Below are 16,165 nucleotides of genomic sequence, written 5' to 3'. Positions count from 1 at the left end.
TTTTCCTTATCTGAAAAATAAAAAGACTTTTTCCTACTTTTTTTGAGAATAATTTCCTTTTTGAACCGGTTAATTTCATAAATAAATATTAAAATACAACCGTTTTGTTAAATATAAAGTTATTATCTTTTATTTTTCTATCATTATAATTTATTTATTTTGTGTAATATATCTATTATATTTCACTTATTTTGACTTTTTAGAAAAAAAATACATATATGTAATTTTCTTTTCAAAAAAAGATGTATCTTTGTGGCATAAAAATACTAAATTAAATTTTAATGAAACTTTTAAAACTAACTTTTGCAGCTTTAATTGCCTTAAGTATTGCAAGCTGTAATGGAGGGTCAGGCTCTGGACAAGGGACTACAACCTCTGAAGGAAGTAACCAAAGCACAACAACTGCTACCCCAGAGAATACAACAACTCCTGCCGAGACCCCTGCCCCTGCAGGAGGAGGAGTGGATCTGAATAACAAAGGAATAGGTCCTGTAAAGAGTGTAAACCCTCCTTTGGGAGCTAGTGTAGACAAAGCTCTTGCTCAAAAGGGAGAGGAACTCTATAAGCTCAACTGTACTGCTTGCCATAAACCTACTAAGAAATTCATAGGTCCTGCTCCTAAAGGAATTCTCGAGAGACGTTCTCCTGAGTGGGTAATGAACATGATCCTTAATCCAGAGGAAATGGTTGCTAAAGACCCCATTGCTAAGCAACTCTTAGTGGAAGCCAATGGAGCTCCTATGGCTAATCAGCACCTTAGTGAGGAACAAGCTAGAGCCATCTTGGAATATTTCCGTACTATTGAATAATACATTTAGGTTTAAAGTCTGTCTTAGTTCTTATAAAACTAAATAGGCTTTACCTAATCAAACTTTAAGGATATAATATTTAATAAAAATTGTTTTATGAAGACAAGCAAATTGTTATCTTTGGCAGTTGCTGGAGCGCTTGTTGCCAGTTGTGGAAATGGCAATAATAGCAATAGTAATAAGTCAGGAGCTATGGGTGCTTCGGACGCTGCCTCTCGGGTATATGTAGCCCCAGGACAATATGACGAGTACTATGCGTTCCTCTCCGGAGGATTCAGTGGACAGCTTGCCACTTACGGACTTCCTTCCGGACGTCTACTCAAAGTAACTCCTGTGTTCTCACAAGACCCTGAAAAGGCGTATGGTTACAATGAAGAAACCAAACCCCTTTTGGAAACTAGCCATGGGTTTATTCCTTGGGATGACTCTCACCACCCTGACCTTTCTCAAACTAATGGAGAAGTGGACGGACGTTGGATCTTCATCAATGCTAATAACACTCCTCGTGTAGCTCGCATTAGCCTTAAGACTTTTGAAACAGAAGAAATCTTGGAACTTCCTAATGCAGCAGGTAACCACTCTTCTACTTTCGTTACAGAAAACACTGAGTATATTGTAGGAGGAACTCGTTTCTCTGTGCCTATTCCTCAGGAGGACGTAGCTATTAAGGATTACAAAGGTAAATTCAAAGGGGTTATCTCTTTCGTTAAAGTAAATCCTGAAACAGGGAAAATGAATGTTGAGTTTCAAGTACTCATGCCTGGTTTCAACTATGACTTAGCACACTCTGGTAAGGGAAAATCTCACGGTTGGGTATTCTTCACTACTTATAACACTGAAGAAGCAAATACCCTCCTTGAAGTAGAAGCCTCCCAAAACGACTATGACTATGTAGCTGCTATCAACTGGAAAGTGGCAGAGGATTATATCAAACAAGGTAAATTTACCGAAATGAAAGCTCCTCACTACCACAATACATACAGTGATGATACGCACACAGGTAAGAGTGAAGTAATAGAAACTGTAAAAATTCTTGATGCTTCTCAGCTCCCAGGATTGGTATACCTTCTTCCTACACCAAAATCTCCTCACGGAGTGGATGTTGACCCAACAGGGGAATATATTGTAGGTAATGGTAAATTGGCTTCTGAACTTACTGTACACTCTTTCTCTAAGATGCTCAAAGCTATTGAAGACAAAGCTTTTGATGGAGAAAAATACGGTATTCCTACTATCAAAATGGATGCAGTAGTAGCAGGTGTTGTTAAGAGTTCTGGACTTGGTCCTTTGCATACTGAGTTCGATGACAAAGGCAATGCTTATACTACTTTCTTTATCTCCTCTGAAGTGGTAAAATGGAAAGTGGGAACTTGGGAAGTATTAGACAGACATGCTACTTACTACTCTCCTGGACACCTTATGATTCCTGGTGGAGACTCTCGCAAGCCTTACGGTAAATACTTAGTAGCTATGAACAAGATTACCAAAGATCGTTACCTTCCTACAGGACCTGAACTTTGCCAATCTGCTCAATTGTTTGATATCTCTGGTGACAAAATGGAACTTCTTTTGGACTTCCCAACCATCGGAGAACCTCACTATGCACAAGGTATTGCTGCATCAAAAATCAAAGATCAACAGCTCAAAATCTATTCACTTAAGGACAATCATCATCCTTATGTAACTCGTTCCGATGCGGATGCTAAAGTGGTAAGAGAAGGCAACACCGTGCATGTATATATGACTTGTGTACGTAGCCACTTCTCTCCTGATAACATTGAAGGTATTAAAGTGGGAGATACTGTATATTTCCACGTAACTAACGTAGAACAGGACTGGGATATTCCTCATGGATTCGCTGTATTGGGAGCTCAAAATTCAGAACTTCTTATCATGCCCGGACAAACAGAAACTCTCGTATGGAAACCTACCAAAGTAGGGGTATGGCCTTTCTACTGTACAGACTTCTGTTCTGCCCTTCACCAAGAAATGCAAGGATACCTTCGTGTATCTGCTGCTAATGCCAATACTCCTCTTAAATGGAGTTTGGGTGGTGATTAATAACACTTAACTTAAATAACCAAAAAGGCTGGTATTCTTTTATCAGCCTTTTCTACAAAATTAAAAAATACAATGAAAGCACGAATATTAATGGTGGTAGCCTCTCTTTTGCTACTATTTCTTTTTCTTTTCCCCATTTGGAAAATTAAGTTAGATGCCCCTCAATATCCAGAAGGGATAAAGATGTATATCTGGATTAGTGATATTAATGGAAAAAGTAGTTTTTCCGCCCAAGAGACTGATCTTTCTATACATACTATTGATAATATCAATATTCTTAATCACTATATAGGAATGAAGCATATCCATGCAGAGGATTTTTGGGAATTCAAGTACTTCCCTTGGATTATTGGTGGTATGCTCGTATTGGGATTAATTATCGCCTTTGCTGGTAAGAGAATCCTTTACCTTGCATGGGCTGCCTTAATGGGTGTATTGGGAGTATTAGGTATGTATGATTTCTACCAATGGGAGTATGACTATGGTCATAACTTGAGTGAAACCGCTCAAATTAAAATCCCTGGTATGGCTTACCAACCTCCTTTCTTTGGAGGCAAAGAGCTCTTGAATTTCTATGCAGAATCATACCCCAGCTATGGTACATACGCTATGGTATTGGCTGCCATACTTGCCTTAGTAGCTTTCTGTGTAGCTAAAAAATGCAATAAGTGTAAAGTAGCATAATCTTTTTAAAGAAAATCATCTTGGCTTCAAGAGGAATTCCTTCAAGGCTAAGATGATTTTTTATTTATCTTAGAATACAAAACTAACCACCTTATCTACAATACATTAACTAATCTACTAAAAAAAATGAAAAAAGTATTTTTATTCTTAAGTTCTGCTTTTCTCATGGTTGCTTGTTCTCCAAAAGCAGAACCTATTGACTATGGTAAGGAAGAATGTGCTTTCTGTAAAATGACCATTGTAAGTCCACAATTTGCCTCCGAAGTAGTTACCCAGAAATCCAAAGCCTTTAAGTATGATGCTATAGAATGTATGCTTCAAGCTCCTCAAGAGGACAAAGTAGCCTTATACTTGGTATGTGACTATCTTCACGAAGGCAATCTTATTGATGCAACTAAGGCTACTTACCTTATCTCTAAAGAGATAGAAAGCCCAATGGGAGCACACTTAGCTGCTTTTTCTTCCCGTGAAGAAGCCCAAAAAATTCAAGAAGAAAAAGGAGGTGATTTATATGATTGGCAAGGCATTAAAGCCAAATTCCAATCTCACCAACACACTGAAGGACATCATAATATGCATGAGCACTAATATATTGACCCTCACTTAAAACTATGCTAAAAAAAATACTATTCCCTTTTCTTATTTGCTTTTCTCCTTTTTTGAAGGCACAAACCATACGAGTATGTCCTGAATGCTCTTTCCATAGTATTGCCAAGGCTATTGCTTCTGCTAAGGAGAATGATACTATCCTTGTAGAGAAAGGTACCTACAATGAAAATGACGTTCTTATAGATAAGCCTCTTACACTTCTTGGTAAGGACAGACCCTTTATCAATGGTCAATTCAAAGGAAATATTTTAAAAGTACATGCCGATAAGGTAACTATTAAAGGCTTTCGCATAGCTAACGTACCCTTCAGAGCTACCGATGAACAAGCCGCTATTCGCATAGATAAAAGTAAGAATTTTCTAATAGAAGATAACATATTAGAACATGTTTGCTTTGGAATCATGCTTCTCAAAGGAAAAGATGGTACTATAAAGAATAATAAGGTTTCTTCCAACGCTAAAGAACAATATAACTCAGGTAATGCTATTCATCTTTGGAGTTGTAATAATATTAACATCCTTGGAAACGAGGCTGCTAATTGCCGTGATGGCATTTATATTGAATTCTCCTCCAAGTCCTATATTGAAGGGAATTACTGCCATGGTAACCTTCGTTATGGGCTGCATTTTATGTTCTCCAATGATAACGAATATCATAAAAATAAGTTTGCCAGAAATGGAGCTGGCGCAGCCGTAATGTTCTCCAAACGAGTAAAGATGACCGAGAATATTTTCAAAGATAATTGGGGAGCTTCTTCCTATGGCATACTCCTAAAAGAACTCTATGATTCCGAACTTATAGGGAATACCTTCTATCGTAATACTATTGGTATTAATGGAGAGAACTGTACCCGTATGAAATATAGTGAGAATACCTTTACCAGAAATGGGTGGGGTATTCGCATCCTTGGTGGCTGTTACCAGAACGATTTCTGGGATAATAACTTCTTGAACAATACCTTTGACGTAGCTTATGATAACAATGTGAATGACAACAAGTTTCGCAACAACTATTGGAGCGATTATACAGGTTATGATCTAAACAAAGATGGCGTAGGCGATGTTCCTTATCGCCCTGTGAAACTCTTTTCCTATATCAGTAACCGAACTCCTGAGAGCATCGTGTTATTACGTAGTTTGTTCATTGATATTATGAATTTCTCTGAGAAAGTAGCCCCTGCATTTACTCCTGAAAACCTTATAGATGAATCTCCTCGTATGCAACCTTTTGTTAGAGGAAAAAAATAATATTTATTCCACTCATTCCCTACACCTACAGATATGATCGAATTTAAAGATGTACATAAGAAATATGGTAAATTAGAAGTGCTCAAAGGCGTAAGCTTCACTATTAAAGATGGGGGTATTATTGCTATCCTGGGGCCTAACGGATCTGGGAAAACAACCCTAATGAAGAGCTTTTTAGGCATGGTAGTCCCCACAAAAGGAGATATTCTCTTTAATGGTAAGTCCATTAAGGGACAATGGACTTACAGAGAACAAATCTCCTACTTGCCTCAGATTGCTAACTTCCCTAATAACCTTAAGGTAAAAGAGCTTATCACCATGATTAAAAATATCAAGAAGCTCCCTTGTAATGACCAAGAACTCATAGAACTTTTTGGCTTACAAAAGCACCTTAATAAGCCTCTGGGGAACCTCTCTGGAGGGACTAAGCAAAAGGTAAACCTTATCCTCACCTTTATGGTAGATGTACCTTACTTAGTATTAGATGAACCCACCTCTGGGCTTGACCCTATTGCTATTTTGGCTTTGAAGAGACTCATTTTAAAAGAGAAAGAAAAAGGAAAAACCATCCTTATTACCTCTCATATTCTAAGCTTTATAGAGGAACTTTCCAATGAGATTCTATTTATCTTGGAAGGAAATATCTATTTCAGAGGTACTCCTCAAGAACTCCTTACCACAACAGGCAAAGCAAACTTTCAAGAAGCTATTGCTGAACTTTTAAAAAACGAAAAATATGATTAAAATTATCCGATATACTTTCTTTGACCTTATCCGTAGCAGCTGGACCTATTTTTACTTTGGGTTCTACCTTCTCCTTAGTAGTATACTGCTCTTCCTCAACAATGATCTTTCCAAATCAATTATTACATTAATGAATGTGATTATCATTCTTATTCCGTTAATTTCTACTGTATTTGGAATTATGTACTATTATAATGCTCGAGAATTCATAGAGCTTCTATTGGCGCAGCCTATTCCAAGAAAGCATATTTTTTTAGGACAATATTTAGGAATTTCCTTATCTCTTTCCCTAAGCCTTATCATAGGACTGGGAATTCCTTTCTTACTCTATGGATTATTTCTTTCCTCAGAAATATTTAACTTTATTATGCTCATTATCACAGGAGTATTCTTAAGTTTTATTTTTGTAGGTTTTTCCTATCTTATCGGACTTTATCATGAAAATAAGATTAAAGGCTTCAGTTTAGCTATCTTCACATGGTTATTTATGGCTGTGATATTTGATGGTATATTCCTTATCTGTTTCATGGTATTTCGCCAATATCCTTTGGATACTTTCTCCTTAGTAATGATTCTGGCAAACCCTATAGATCTTTCTCGTATTCTCATTCTTCTGAAATTGGATATCTCTGCTCTTATGGGGTATACTAGTGCTTTTTTCAAGTCTTTTTTTGGTTCTACAACAGGGATTATGACTTCCTTAGGTTCTCTTTGCCTCTGGGTTACGGGTATCATCTGTATGATATTAAGAAAAATAAAAAAGAAAGATTTTTAAGGAATCCCATATTTTTTTTGTAACTTTGTCTTTTTAAACCAATATTTATAAAATAACTTATTAATTCCATATAATATGTATAAAGTAGTACTTTTGCGCCATGGACAAAGTGAGTGGAATAAGCTTAACCTATTCACAGGATGGCAAGATGTAGACCTCACCGAGCAAGGAGTTCAAGAGGCACGTGAGGCAGGACGTATTCTTAAAGAAGAAGGATTCCTTTTTGATATAGCTTATACTTCTGTGCTTAAAAGGGCTATCAAGACCCTTAACAATGCTTTAGAGGTAATGGGTGAACTTTGGATACCTACCTATAAGAGTTGGCGACTCAATGAAAAGAGTTATGGTGCCTTACAAGGGCTTAACAAGGCAGAAACTGCTGCTAAATATGGAGAAGATCAGGTACTCCTATGGAGGCGCTCCTATGATGTACAACCTCCCTTACTTGAAGAAAGTGATAAGCGACACCCCTCACATGACCGCCGTTATAATGGCTTAACAAAAGAGGAAAAAACAGCAGGAGAAAGCCTGAAGGATTGCTATAATCGTATGCTTCCCCTTTGGTTTAGTGATATTGCCCCTGCCATTAAAGAAGGGAAAAGTGTGATTATTGCTGCTCATGGAAATAGCTTACGTTCCTTAGTACAGTATTTGGACAGTCTCTCAGAGGCAGAAATCCTGAAACTCAACATCCCCACAGGGGTACCTTTGGTATATGAACTTAATACTGACCTTAAGCCCATCAAGCATTATTACTTAGGTGATCAAGATGCTATTGCTGCTGCTATTAACAGTGTAGCCAATCAAGGAAAATCAAAATAATTGCCATAACTCATTAAATACCAACAAAACAGGTGTATTTCCATCCCTGTTCTATAGAAACAAAAAGAGGTGAAATTCGTAAGTTTCACCTCTTTTTTATAAAACTATGCAAAATGAAGCTAATCAATAATCTCAAACCCTGTATACTTACGTAATACCTCTGGAATAACAATTCCTTCGAGGGTTTGATAATTTTCCAAAATACCTGCCAATACACGTGGTAAGGCAAGTGAACTACCATTAAGTGTATGTACTAACTGCGGTTTTCCTTCACCATTACGAAAACGGAGCTTAAGTCGGTTCGCTTGAAAGGTCTCAAAGTTAGATACAGAACTAATTTCCAGCCATTTTTCTTGTGCAGTGGAATATACCTCAAAATCATAGGTAATAGCAGAGGTAAAGCCCAAATCTCCTCCACAGAGTCGTAAGATACGATAGGGGAGTTTTAGTTCGTTTAAGATTCCCTTAACATGCTCTATCATTTGGTCAAGAGCTTGATAGGAACGGTCTGGATGTTCTATACGAACAATCTCCACCTTATCAAACTGATGCAAGCGATTGAGACCTCTTACATGTGCCCCATAACTACCTGCTTCTCTACGAAAACAAGGAGTATAAGCCGTACAACATATAGGTAAGTCATTCTCTGAAAGAAGTGTATCACGGAAAATATTGGTTACAGGCACTTCTGCTGTAGGAATAAGGTAAAGGTTATCAAGCTGTACGTGATACATCTGTCCTTCCTTATCAGGAAGCTGTCCTGTACCATAACCTGATGCTTCGTTAACCATGTGAGGTACTTGATACTCCTGATATCCTGCAGAAGTATTCTTATCCAGAAAATAAGAAATAAGTGCTCTTTGTAATTTGGCTCCTTTTCCCTTATACACAGGGAATCCTGCCCCTGTGAGTTTTACTCCCAACTCAAAATCAATAATATTATATTTTTTTGCTAATTCCCAGTGAGGGAGCGCTCCTTCAAACAAATGAGGAATTTCTCCAGATCGGAATACCGTAAGGTTATCCTCTGCTGATTTTCCTTGAGGGACTATCTCATTAGGCACATTAGGAATACGATAAAGGATTTGAGTAAGTTGCTCAGTTACCTCATCAAGTGTTGTACTAAGATTCTTTGTCAGCTCCTTATACTGAACTGTCTTTTCTTTAGCCTTCTGAGCTTCTTCCTTTTTCCCTTCCTTCATCAGAACTCCTATTTCCTTAGATAGCTTATTGCTTTGGGCGAGTACTTGGTCAAGTTCCGCCTGAGTAGCACGACGTTTTTCATCTAAGTCAAGAGATTTTTCAATAAGTTCTATTTCAGAGAAATGACGCTTTTTGAGTCCATTAATTACTTTATCTTTATTATCACGTATATAGCTGATTTGTAACATTTTGTTAGTTTTAAGTTGTAATTTTTATAGAAAGAATTATTTAAGTACTCTACTGGCTTTGGTATAAGCACGTTGCCAATAAGGTTCAGAAAGGCTTGAGACCATAACTCCTTGTGAAGTAGAGGCATGTATGAATTTGATATCATCTCCTGCCTCCACAATAATCCCTACATGACTTATACGATTGCGCTTACGGGTAGTCTTGAAAAAAAGTAAATCTCCCACAGTGGCTTGATTCAGTGGAATATCCTTACCTTGCGTAGCCATTTCCGTAGAGGAGCGACTTAAGTTTATATCTATGGCGCCAAATGCTGTACTGACAAATCCCGAACAATCCATACCACTACGCGTAGCCCCTGCTGCCTTATAAGGGGTTCCTATATAAGAGTATGCTGAGTCAATAAGTGTTACAATACGTTCTTCTCCTGAAAAAGCATCCATATTAGGCTTAGCGTATCCAGAACTTCTAAATCCCTTTTGCTCACCTACTTCATCTATCACTCTTTTTTCATATCTGGAGATATTCCCAAAATCAGTTGCTGCAATAAGCACTTCATCCTTACCTCCTTCCATATAAGAAGGATTATCCACAAGGGGACGATCTGGACGGTTCTGTGACTTCACCTCTGCTTGCCGCCCTATTCCAGCAGCAAAGAAGAAAATTGATATAAGAAGGAATATTTTTTTCATAGATTTACTTTTTAAAGTGCAAAGTTACGGAATTAATTGATTATTTGTATATTTTTTTAAATGTTGTTGATAAATAATATTTTTTCAACCTTTAAACTGTTAAATAAGCATGAACTCTTCCGTACAATTCATAAATATTTATTATTTTTGCCCTCAAAAACTATATGGTTCATTTGCTCTCTACCAAACAATTATCCCCTTACCAGATACAGCTTTTTTCTCAAGCAGGATTCTCAGTGGAGGCAATGAGTTTCATAGAAATAATCCCTCAGAGGGATATTCCTCCTTTTCAGCCCTCTGATTTCTACCTTTTCACTAGCCAAAATGCTTTTCTCTCCTTAATAGAAAATCCTATTTATAAGATTATTTCCTCAAAAAAAGCCTTCTGTGTAGGAGAAAAAACAAAGAAACTCTTAAAGAATAATCATTGGAATGTTATCGCTTCTTTTGAATATGCTCATGAATTAGGTTCTTATTTAATAGATCAATACCAAGAAGCCTCCTTTACTCTCTTCTGTGGAGACAGGCGCCTGGATACGCTTCCTAATATAATGAAAAAGAATAAGATAAAGTTTCAAGAGATCCTTACTTACCGTACCCTACTCACTCCCATAAAAGTAGAAAAACTTTTTGATGGCATTCTCTTTTTCAGTCCCTCAGCAGTGGAGAGTTTCTTGCAAGTAAATCACTTTAGGGATGAGCACATTTTCTGTATAGGGAGCACTACACAAAAAGCACTCCCAAAGGAGATAAATAGTTATCTTGCTAAGACTCCTACCATTGAGAGTGTTCAGGAATGTTGTATTAATATATTTAAAAAAACTAAGAATGATAAAAAATGACCTTTTTTTAAGAGCCTTAAAAGGCGAAATTACTGAGCGACCTCCTGTATGGATGATGCGTCAGGCGGGGCGTTATTTACCCCAATTTAGGGCTTTGCGTGATAAGTATGACTTTTTCACCCGATGCCGTACTCCCGAATTGGTAGCTGAGATTACCACCCAACCTGTGGAAATCGTAGGGGTAGATGCCGCTATACTTTTCAGTGATATTCTAGTAGTCCCTCAAGCAATGGGCATAGAAATAGAAATGAAAGAACAGGTAGGTCCCTTTCTCCCCTCTCCTATTCGCTCGGCTAAGGATATAGAGAAGGTACAAATCCCTGACATTTCTCATTCATTAGGATATGTTCTGCAAGGCATTCACCTTACCAAAGAACGACTCATGGATGAGGTTCCCTTAATAGGTTTTGCAGGAGCTCCTTGGACTATATTCTGCTATATTGTAGAGGGAAAAGGGTCTAAAACTTTTGACATAGCCAAATCCTTTTGCTTTTCTAATCCTAAGTTGGCACATTCTTTATTACAGAAGATTACAAATACTACTATTCTCTATCTCAAAGAAAAAGTAAAAGCCGGTGCCGATGCTTTACAACTTTTTGATAGTTGGGGAGGAGTACTTTCCCCTGAGGATTATCAGGATTTTTCCTGGCAATATACTCTACAGATTTTAGAGGCACTCTCCCCTACTCCCACCATTATTTTTGCTAAAGGTTGTTGGTTTGCTCTTGAGCAGATGAGCAAGAGCTGTGCTTCCGCTCTTGGCGTGGATTGGACTTGTAATCCACAGATAGCCCGCAGGCTCACCGGTGGCAAAAAGGTACTCCAAGGGAATCTTGACCCTGCATGGCTCTTGGCTTCCCCTGAACAAATACGTCAAAAAACGCACCGGATGATACAAGCCTTTGGTAAGGATCACTATATAGCCAATCTTGGACATGGTATTCTCCCTAATGTCCCCGTTGAAAATGCCCGTGCTTTTGTAGAAGCTGTAAAATGCTTTAAGGAGTCCTAATTAGTTCAATTGCCTTTGCTACCCCTGTGGAGGCTTTTTGGGCTATTACAGTAAGATCTCCCTTACTATGGAGGGAAGGATGTGGGTCTATATAGAAAATAGGAGTTCCTTCCTTAACATAATCCATAAGACCTGCTGCAGGATATACCTGTAGGGATGTACCTATAATCATTAGTATATCTGCTGTATATACCTCAGCAATAGCCTTTTCCAACATGGGGACTTCTTCGCCAAACCATACTATATGAGGGCGAAGTTGTGCTCCTGAGGGGCTTTTATCTCCCAGATGAATATCTCCTGGGCAAGGGAAAGTGGTGTTAGGGTCATCCACTCCCCGACTTTTAAGTAGTTCTCCATGTAGGTGAATAATGTTATGACTTCCTGCACGCTCGTGCAAGTCATCCACATTTTGTGTAATAATCACTACATGATATCGTTTTTCTAATTGCGCCAATAGGCGATGAGCCTCATTAGGAACCGCCTGCCTGAGCTGGCGGCGAAGCCCATTGTAAAAATCCAACACTAAGGTAGGATTCGCAGCGAAGCCTTCAGGAGTAGCCACCTCATTAACATCATAACCTTCCCAAAGTCCTCCTGAATCACGGAAAGTACTAATACCACTCTCGGCACTAATTCCCGCACCCGTAAGTACAACTACTTTTTGCATTTATTTTATTTAATAGTTTTTCTAGAATATCACCCTCTGTAGTTATCTTCTTATAATATTAGGGTTATTTATACTATATTGTAATACCTAATCTATTGAAGAAATAAAACTCTTTTGTTCACTGCAAAGGTAGTGTAAAAAATGAAATTAATCCCTATTACAAAGAAATTATATTCATATCATTCAATAATCTAGCTGAATATTCAGGTATATTTTTAGTTTTTATCTTTTCTATTCTATTTTCTGCTATCATAAAATATTCGGGGTTCAACTCAAAGCCTATAAAATTACGATTAAGGCGTTTAGCAACGACTCCTGTAGTTCCACTACCTAAAAAAGGATCAAGAACAGTATCACCTTCCTTGCTTCCTAATAAGATAATGCGTTCTAAAAGTATTTCAGGCTTTTCTGTAGGATGAGCTGTAAGGTGACGTTGCGCATTTATTTCCCACATATTACGCATTTGTTTTCCTCCATTCATCTTCTTAGCTATCTCGTAATCAAAATAATATTTTTTAGTTTTACTTGCCAACCAGATCAATTCAGTTGAAGGAGCTAAGCGATTTTTTGAAAGCAGTGGAGCTGCATTACGTTTGAACCATACAATATCATTGATAATCCACAATCCTAACTTCTTAAGAAGCACTCCTATAGAGGGATGGTTATGCAGAGTTCCTGATATCCAAATAGTCCCATTATCAGCAAGTACTCGTACACATTCTTTCAGCCACATTTCATTAAAGATATCAATATTGTCAATCACATCCCATTCACCTTTATCACAAGTAGCATACTTTCCACTTTTCACAGTTTGAAAATTAGTACCTGAAAGGTTATATGGAGGGTCAGCAAAAATCTGTTGTACACTACCTGAAGGCAATGTTTTTAATAAGGTCATGCAATCACCTTGCTGTATATTAATTTGAATCATAAAGACAATTCTTCATTTAAGGATTGAATACGTTTGTTTGCTATTTTTAAATATTCAGTATTTTGTTCTATTCCTATCCAATTTCTATTTAGTTTTTGGGCTACATAGCCTGTAGTTCCTGTACCAAAGAAGGGATCGAGTACTACATCTCCTTCGTTAGAAGAAGCCTTAACGATAAGTTCCAACAGTTTTTCAGGTTTTTGAGTAGGATGTAGAGCACGTCCATCTTCTCGACGTAATCGTTCTTTTCCTTGTACTATGGGCAGTTCAATAAAGTCTAAAAAATCACGCATTTGTTTATGTTCTCCATTCTTTGTTTTATTAGGGTTCAAGCGTTTTACTTCCTCATAATTAAAGACCCATTTTTTACCTTTCACAAACCAACAAACAAATTCTACTGAATGAGTATAAGTTCGTTTAGTAATATTAGGCATAGCGTTAGTTTTATACCAAGTAAGTATGTTATTGAGTTTAAAGCCCAACTGTTTCCCAATGGTAAGTATTTCGCCTATATTGTGCTGAGTACACGAAATGTATAAGCTACCATTTTCTTTTAGCACCTCGTGACAAGCCTTTAACCATTGTTCTGTAAATCTCACATAATCATCATAAGTAAAAGTATCCCACACTTCATTGACTTTATAGAAAGCACCTCCTGTTTGGTTATTCTCAAGTTTTAGAGTATTCCCAGAAAGATTATAAGGTGGGTCAGCAAAAATAAGTGAAATTGAATTTTTCTCAATCTGTTCTTTCATTATTTGCACACAATCACCGTGATATATATCATTAATTATCATATTCAAATGTAGGATTTACTTCGTTTACAAACCATTTATAACCATCATTAGTGGGAGAGTTTAACAAACTCACAAATTGTTTATCTAAGGTTTCAAAAGGCATATTTTCTTTTAGTAAAAATATTATATTAGCAATGGTAAGGGGCAAGATATGCATTTGATCTACACTTCTACTACCGTCATACCAAGTTGAGAATTTATAATTGCGTAATACCACTAAATTATTAGGATCTAACTGTCCTGCTATGAATAGCGCCATACTATTAACATTCACTTCTAAAATATGTTTGGCTAAATGTCGTGGTACTGGTTCGGCTTCCATTTTACGCTGGTTATCATTATCACTTAGGGTAGCTTCAATTAAGTAGTCTTTATTTTTATAACTAAGTATTATATCTGCTTGTCCTCCAGATGCATGTGTTTTAGGCAACAAATTTGCATCTAAGTTAGGGGTAAGCAAATAAGAAAGAGGAATTTGCTCTTGAGTAAGCCAATAGAATGAGATTGCTAATAGATACTCAAAAAGTGCAGGCATAGTAGCCTCATACTCTTGGTATTTCTCTTTTATAAATTGGCGTACCTCTTCATCCTTTCTTGGATAAAGATTGGTAAATATCCAAATAATATGTTCTTTGGTAAACACTGTATTTATAAGTTGTAACAAACGTTCTTCTCTTTTCTTATTTGTAAAACTTTTCAAGCCTATTTTTTGTATTTCAGGGTAGTCTGAACTGATAGACTGAATAACATTGGCTACTTTTACATCTAAAAAATGATAAATTTCTCCCAAAGTAGCTTGATCTTTCTCTAAAAAACTCTTATATTTAGTTTCATCAGTTATTGCTACTTCTTTCAGCAAGTGTTGTTTTATATTTTTAAATAAATACCAAAAAACTATATCTAACTGAATAGTATCATTTCCAAAAACAAATATATCAAGTAATTTTAAGTGTCGTATATTTAAATCACGATATTCTTCACATACTGACAATTTCTTGATATACATATACAATACGTGGTATGCTACTATAAAATTAGCTTCTGTTTCAGCAGCTATCAAAGGAGTATGTTCAAAGAAATGAATAATAGCCTTCCAATCTGATTTTTTAGTAAGATTGCCGGTATTAAATAAAGCATCTAAGTAATAAGCTGGCTTCTTGCTTGATACATCTTTATATCTTCCCTTCAACACCTCATTTATATAAGCTTCTTTCTGCTGCGTACTCCAATTATATTTATTTTCCCAATATTTATGTAAATCGTAAAACAAACTTATTGCTTTTTCTTTAAAACTATCTCCTTTACCGTGGGGGAGTATAGTGTAAAGCATTTCTTTCAGGGCTTTTTGGTTAGAAAAATTATATTTAGCAAAAAAGTCAGCTACATTTTGAGTAGCAATAATAGTGTTTTGAGATTGTTGCACCGAGCTAAATACTGTATCTTTATAGTTGTTGTATTTTTTATAGTTCTTAATATTAGAGAGTAATTCTTTAGCAGTTCGGGAACCCGACCATACATACGTTACAAAGTCAATAGGGAGATTATTATCAAAAACTATACAGCTATACAAGAGTGATAATAGAGGTTTAAGTTGAAAACCTTCTTGTTGATATTTTAAAAATTGTTTCAAGTATAAAAAGCTATCAGTAGCTATCTCAAACTCATTGATTGATATTTGTTCACTATTTTTAATAAGCATTTTCCCTACTTCTGTGATATTTCTATCAGCATTAGTAAAGCCTATTTGTGCTAAAAAGCTCGTTTTGAGACGTACATCCTTATCGGCACTTACAGTATTATCTTTCTTTATTTCAAAAATACCTTTTTCATTGAGTAAATCAGCAAACTGTAACTGACTATCAACAGTCCATTCGTTATGTGTTACTTTAAAGTCTTGTAAGGCTTCTAAAACTTTGTAATAGCGTGAGCGAGGATCACTAAATCGTGCTCCTGTATTTCCTAACGAAATAATATAGCTATTAGCTGTAATTTTACTATAAATGCTCATAAAGAATTTTCTACTTAGTATTTTGCAAAGGTAGTGCTATTTTTCCAAACCTACCTAAAATATTTATAATAAAAAT

The 16,165-nt window shown here is 36.5% G+C and carries 16 protein-coding genes; 10 read left to right on the top strand and 6 right to left on the bottom strand.

What is annotated here, in order from left to right; translation table 11 throughout:
- Positions 1-281 precede the first annotated feature (281 nt).
- The 8 genes from VJJ03_RS07025 (at position 282) to gpmA (ending at position 7,751) form a co-directional block, all read left to right on the top strand.
- Entirely contained in the window at positions 282-809 is a 528-nt protein-coding gene (locus VJJ03_RS07025; protein ID WP_323974630.1) for a cytochrome c, read from the top strand.
- Positions 810-905: 96 nt separating this feature from the next.
- Positions 906-2,870, top strand: a complete 1,965-nt coding sequence (gene nosZ, locus VJJ03_RS07020) for a Sec-dependent nitrous-oxide reductase (protein ID WP_009745144.1) — start codon at positions 906-908, stop codon at positions 2,868-2,870.
- 72 nt (positions 2,871-2,942) lie between these two features.
- Complete coding sequence (locus VJJ03_RS07015; protein WP_009745143.1) at positions 2,943-3,554, top strand: hypothetical protein; 612 nt, start codon at positions 2,943-2,945, stop codon at positions 3,552-3,554.
- A 126-nt stretch (positions 3,555-3,680) separates the two neighbouring features.
- A complete protein-coding gene (locus VJJ03_RS07010) occupies positions 3,681-4,142 on the top strand; it encodes a nitrous oxide reductase accessory protein NosL (protein WP_323974627.1) in 462 nt (153 codons plus the stop codon).
- Between the two features lie 23 nt (positions 4,143-4,165).
- Positions 4,166-5,410 (top strand): nitrous oxide reductase family maturation protein NosD, encoded by a 1,245-nt coding sequence (locus VJJ03_RS07005; protein WP_009745141.1) that lies wholly within the window; start codon positions 4,166-4,168, stop codon positions 5,408-5,410.
- Positions 5,411-5,443: 33 nt separating this feature from the next.
- A complete protein-coding gene (locus VJJ03_RS07000) occupies positions 5,444-6,154 on the top strand; it encodes an ABC transporter ATP-binding protein (protein WP_009745140.1) in 711 nt (236 codons plus the stop codon).
- Positions 6,147-6,929 (top strand): hypothetical protein, encoded by a 783-nt coding sequence (locus tag VJJ03_RS06995; protein WP_009745139.1) that lies wholly within the window; start codon positions 6,147-6,149, stop codon positions 6,927-6,929. The genes VJJ03_RS07000 and VJJ03_RS06995 overlap by 8 nt, the downstream gene beginning before the upstream one ends.
- A 75-nt stretch (positions 6,930-7,004) precedes the next feature.
- Positions 7,005-7,751, top strand: a complete 747-nt coding sequence (gene gpmA, locus VJJ03_RS06990; protein ID WP_009745138.1) for a 2,3-diphosphoglycerate-dependent phosphoglycerate mutase — start codon at positions 7,005-7,007, stop codon at positions 7,749-7,751.
- A 119-nt stretch (positions 7,752-7,870) separates the two neighbouring features.
- Here the strand turns inward: gpmA and serS are convergent, their stop codons facing one another.
- Complete coding sequence (serS, locus tag VJJ03_RS06985) at positions 7,871-9,142, bottom strand: serine--tRNA ligase (protein WP_009745137.1); 1,272 nt, start codon at positions 9,140-9,142, stop codon at positions 7,871-7,873.
- Between the two features lie 36 nt (positions 9,143-9,178).
- Positions 9,179-9,832, bottom strand: coding sequence for a C40 family peptidase (locus tag VJJ03_RS06980; protein WP_009745136.1), 654 nt, complete (start codon positions 9,830-9,832; stop codon positions 9,179-9,181).
- A gap of 164 nt (positions 9,833-9,996) precedes the next feature.
- Between VJJ03_RS06980 and VJJ03_RS06975 the strand changes: the two genes are divergently transcribed.
- Together VJJ03_RS06975 and hemE are read left to right on the top strand one after the other, a co-directional pair.
- On the top strand, positions 9,997-10,674 hold the full coding sequence (locus tag VJJ03_RS06975; protein WP_009745135.1) for a uroporphyrinogen-III synthase: 678 nt from the start codon (positions 9,997-9,999) through the stop codon (positions 10,672-10,674).
- Positions 10,661-11,686: a uroporphyrinogen decarboxylase gene (hemE, locus tag VJJ03_RS06970; protein WP_009745134.1), complete on the top strand. Its 1,026-nt coding sequence runs from the start codon at positions 10,661-10,663 to the stop codon at positions 11,684-11,686. Before VJJ03_RS06975 ends, hemE begins: the two co-directional genes overlap by 14 nt.
- Here the strand turns inward: hemE and VJJ03_RS06965 are convergent.
- The 4 genes from VJJ03_RS06965 to VJJ03_RS06950 all read right to left on the bottom strand — a co-directional run bounded on the left by VJJ03_RS06965 (position 11,673) and on the right by VJJ03_RS06950 (position 16,089).
- Positions 11,673-12,353: an SIR2 family NAD-dependent protein deacylase gene (locus tag VJJ03_RS06965; protein WP_009745133.1), complete on the bottom strand. Its 681-nt coding sequence runs from the start codon at positions 12,351-12,353 to the stop codon at positions 11,673-11,675. The genes hemE and VJJ03_RS06965 overlap by 14 nt on opposite strands.
- A gap of 157 nt (positions 12,354-12,510) precedes the next feature.
- On the bottom strand, positions 12,511-13,284 hold the full coding sequence (locus tag VJJ03_RS06960; RefSeq protein WP_323974623.1) for a site-specific DNA-methyltransferase: 774 nt from the start codon (positions 13,282-13,284) through the stop codon (positions 12,511-12,513).
- Complete coding sequence (locus VJJ03_RS06955; RefSeq protein ID WP_323974621.1) at positions 13,281-14,039, bottom strand: site-specific DNA-methyltransferase; 759 nt, start codon at positions 14,037-14,039, stop codon at positions 13,281-13,283. Before VJJ03_RS06955 ends, VJJ03_RS06960 begins: the two co-directional genes overlap by 4 nt.
- A gap of 31 nt (positions 14,040-14,070) precedes the next feature.
- Positions 14,071-16,089, bottom strand: a complete 2,019-nt coding sequence (locus VJJ03_RS06950) for an AlwI family type II restriction endonuclease (RefSeq protein ID WP_323974620.1) — start codon at positions 16,087-16,089, stop codon at positions 14,071-14,073.
- Positions 16,090-16,165 lie beyond the last annotated feature (76 nt).

The organism is Capnocytophaga sp. G2 (assembly GCF_035282625.1).
Taxonomy (GTDB): domain Bacteria; phylum Bacteroidota; class Bacteroidia; order Flavobacteriales; family Flavobacteriaceae; genus Capnocytophaga.
The sequence above is the reverse complement of the archived record's forward strand: the minus strand, read 5'-3'. Positions and strand labels throughout refer to the sequence as shown.

Coding starts and splice junctions, on each gene's coding strand:
- VJJ03_RS07010 (WP_323974627.1), top strand. CDS start 3,681: ATGAAAAAAGTATTTTTATTCTTAAGTTCTGCTTTTCTCATGGTTGCT.
- gpmA (WP_009745138.1), top strand. CDS start 7,005: ATGTATAAAGTAGTACTTTTGCGCCATGGACAAAGTGAGTGGAATAAG.
- VJJ03_RS07015 (WP_009745143.1), top strand. CDS start 2,943: ATGAAAGCACGAATATTAATGGTGGTAGCCTCTCTTTTGCTACTATTT.
- VJJ03_RS07025 (WP_323974630.1), top strand. CDS start 282: ATGAAACTTTTAAAACTAACTTTTGCAGCTTTAATTGCCTTAAGTATT.
- VJJ03_RS07005 (WP_009745141.1), top strand. CDS start 4,166: ATGCTAAAAAAAATACTATTCCCTTTTCTTATTTGCTTTTCTCCTTTT.
- VJJ03_RS06980 (WP_009745136.1), bottom strand. CDS start 9,832: ATGAAAAAAATATTCCTTCTTATATCAATTTTCTTCTTTGCTGCTGGA.
- nosZ (WP_009745144.1), top strand. CDS start 906: ATGAAGACAAGCAAATTGTTATCTTTGGCAGTTGCTGGAGCGCTTGTT.
- VJJ03_RS06950 (WP_323974620.1), bottom strand. CDS start 16,089: ATGAGCATTTATAGTAAAATTACAGCTAATAGCTATATTATTTCGTTA.
- serS (WP_009745137.1), bottom strand. CDS start 9,142: ATGTTACAAATCAGCTATATACGTGATAATAAAGATAAAGTAATTAAT.
- VJJ03_RS06975 (WP_009745135.1), top strand. CDS start 9,997: ATGGTTCATTTGCTCTCTACCAAACAATTATCCCCTTACCAGATACAG.
- VJJ03_RS06960 (WP_323974623.1), bottom strand. CDS start 13,284: ATGATTCAAATTAATATACAGCAAGGTGATTGCATGACCTTATTAAAA.
- VJJ03_RS06995 (WP_009745139.1), top strand. CDS start 6,147: ATGATTAAAATTATCCGATATACTTTCTTTGACCTTATCCGTAGCAGC.
- VJJ03_RS06955 (WP_323974621.1), bottom strand. CDS start 14,039: ATGAAAGAACAGATTGAGAAAAATTCAATTTCACTTATTTTTGCTGAC.
- VJJ03_RS06965 (WP_009745133.1), bottom strand. CDS start 12,353: ATGCAAAAAGTAGTTGTACTTACGGGTGCGGGAATTAGTGCCGAGAGT.
- VJJ03_RS07000 (WP_009745140.1), top strand. CDS start 5,444: ATGATCGAATTTAAAGATGTACATAAGAAATATGGTAAATTAGAAGTG.
- hemE (WP_009745134.1), top strand. CDS start 10,661: ATGATAAAAAATGACCTTTTTTTAAGAGCCTTAAAAGGCGAAATTACT.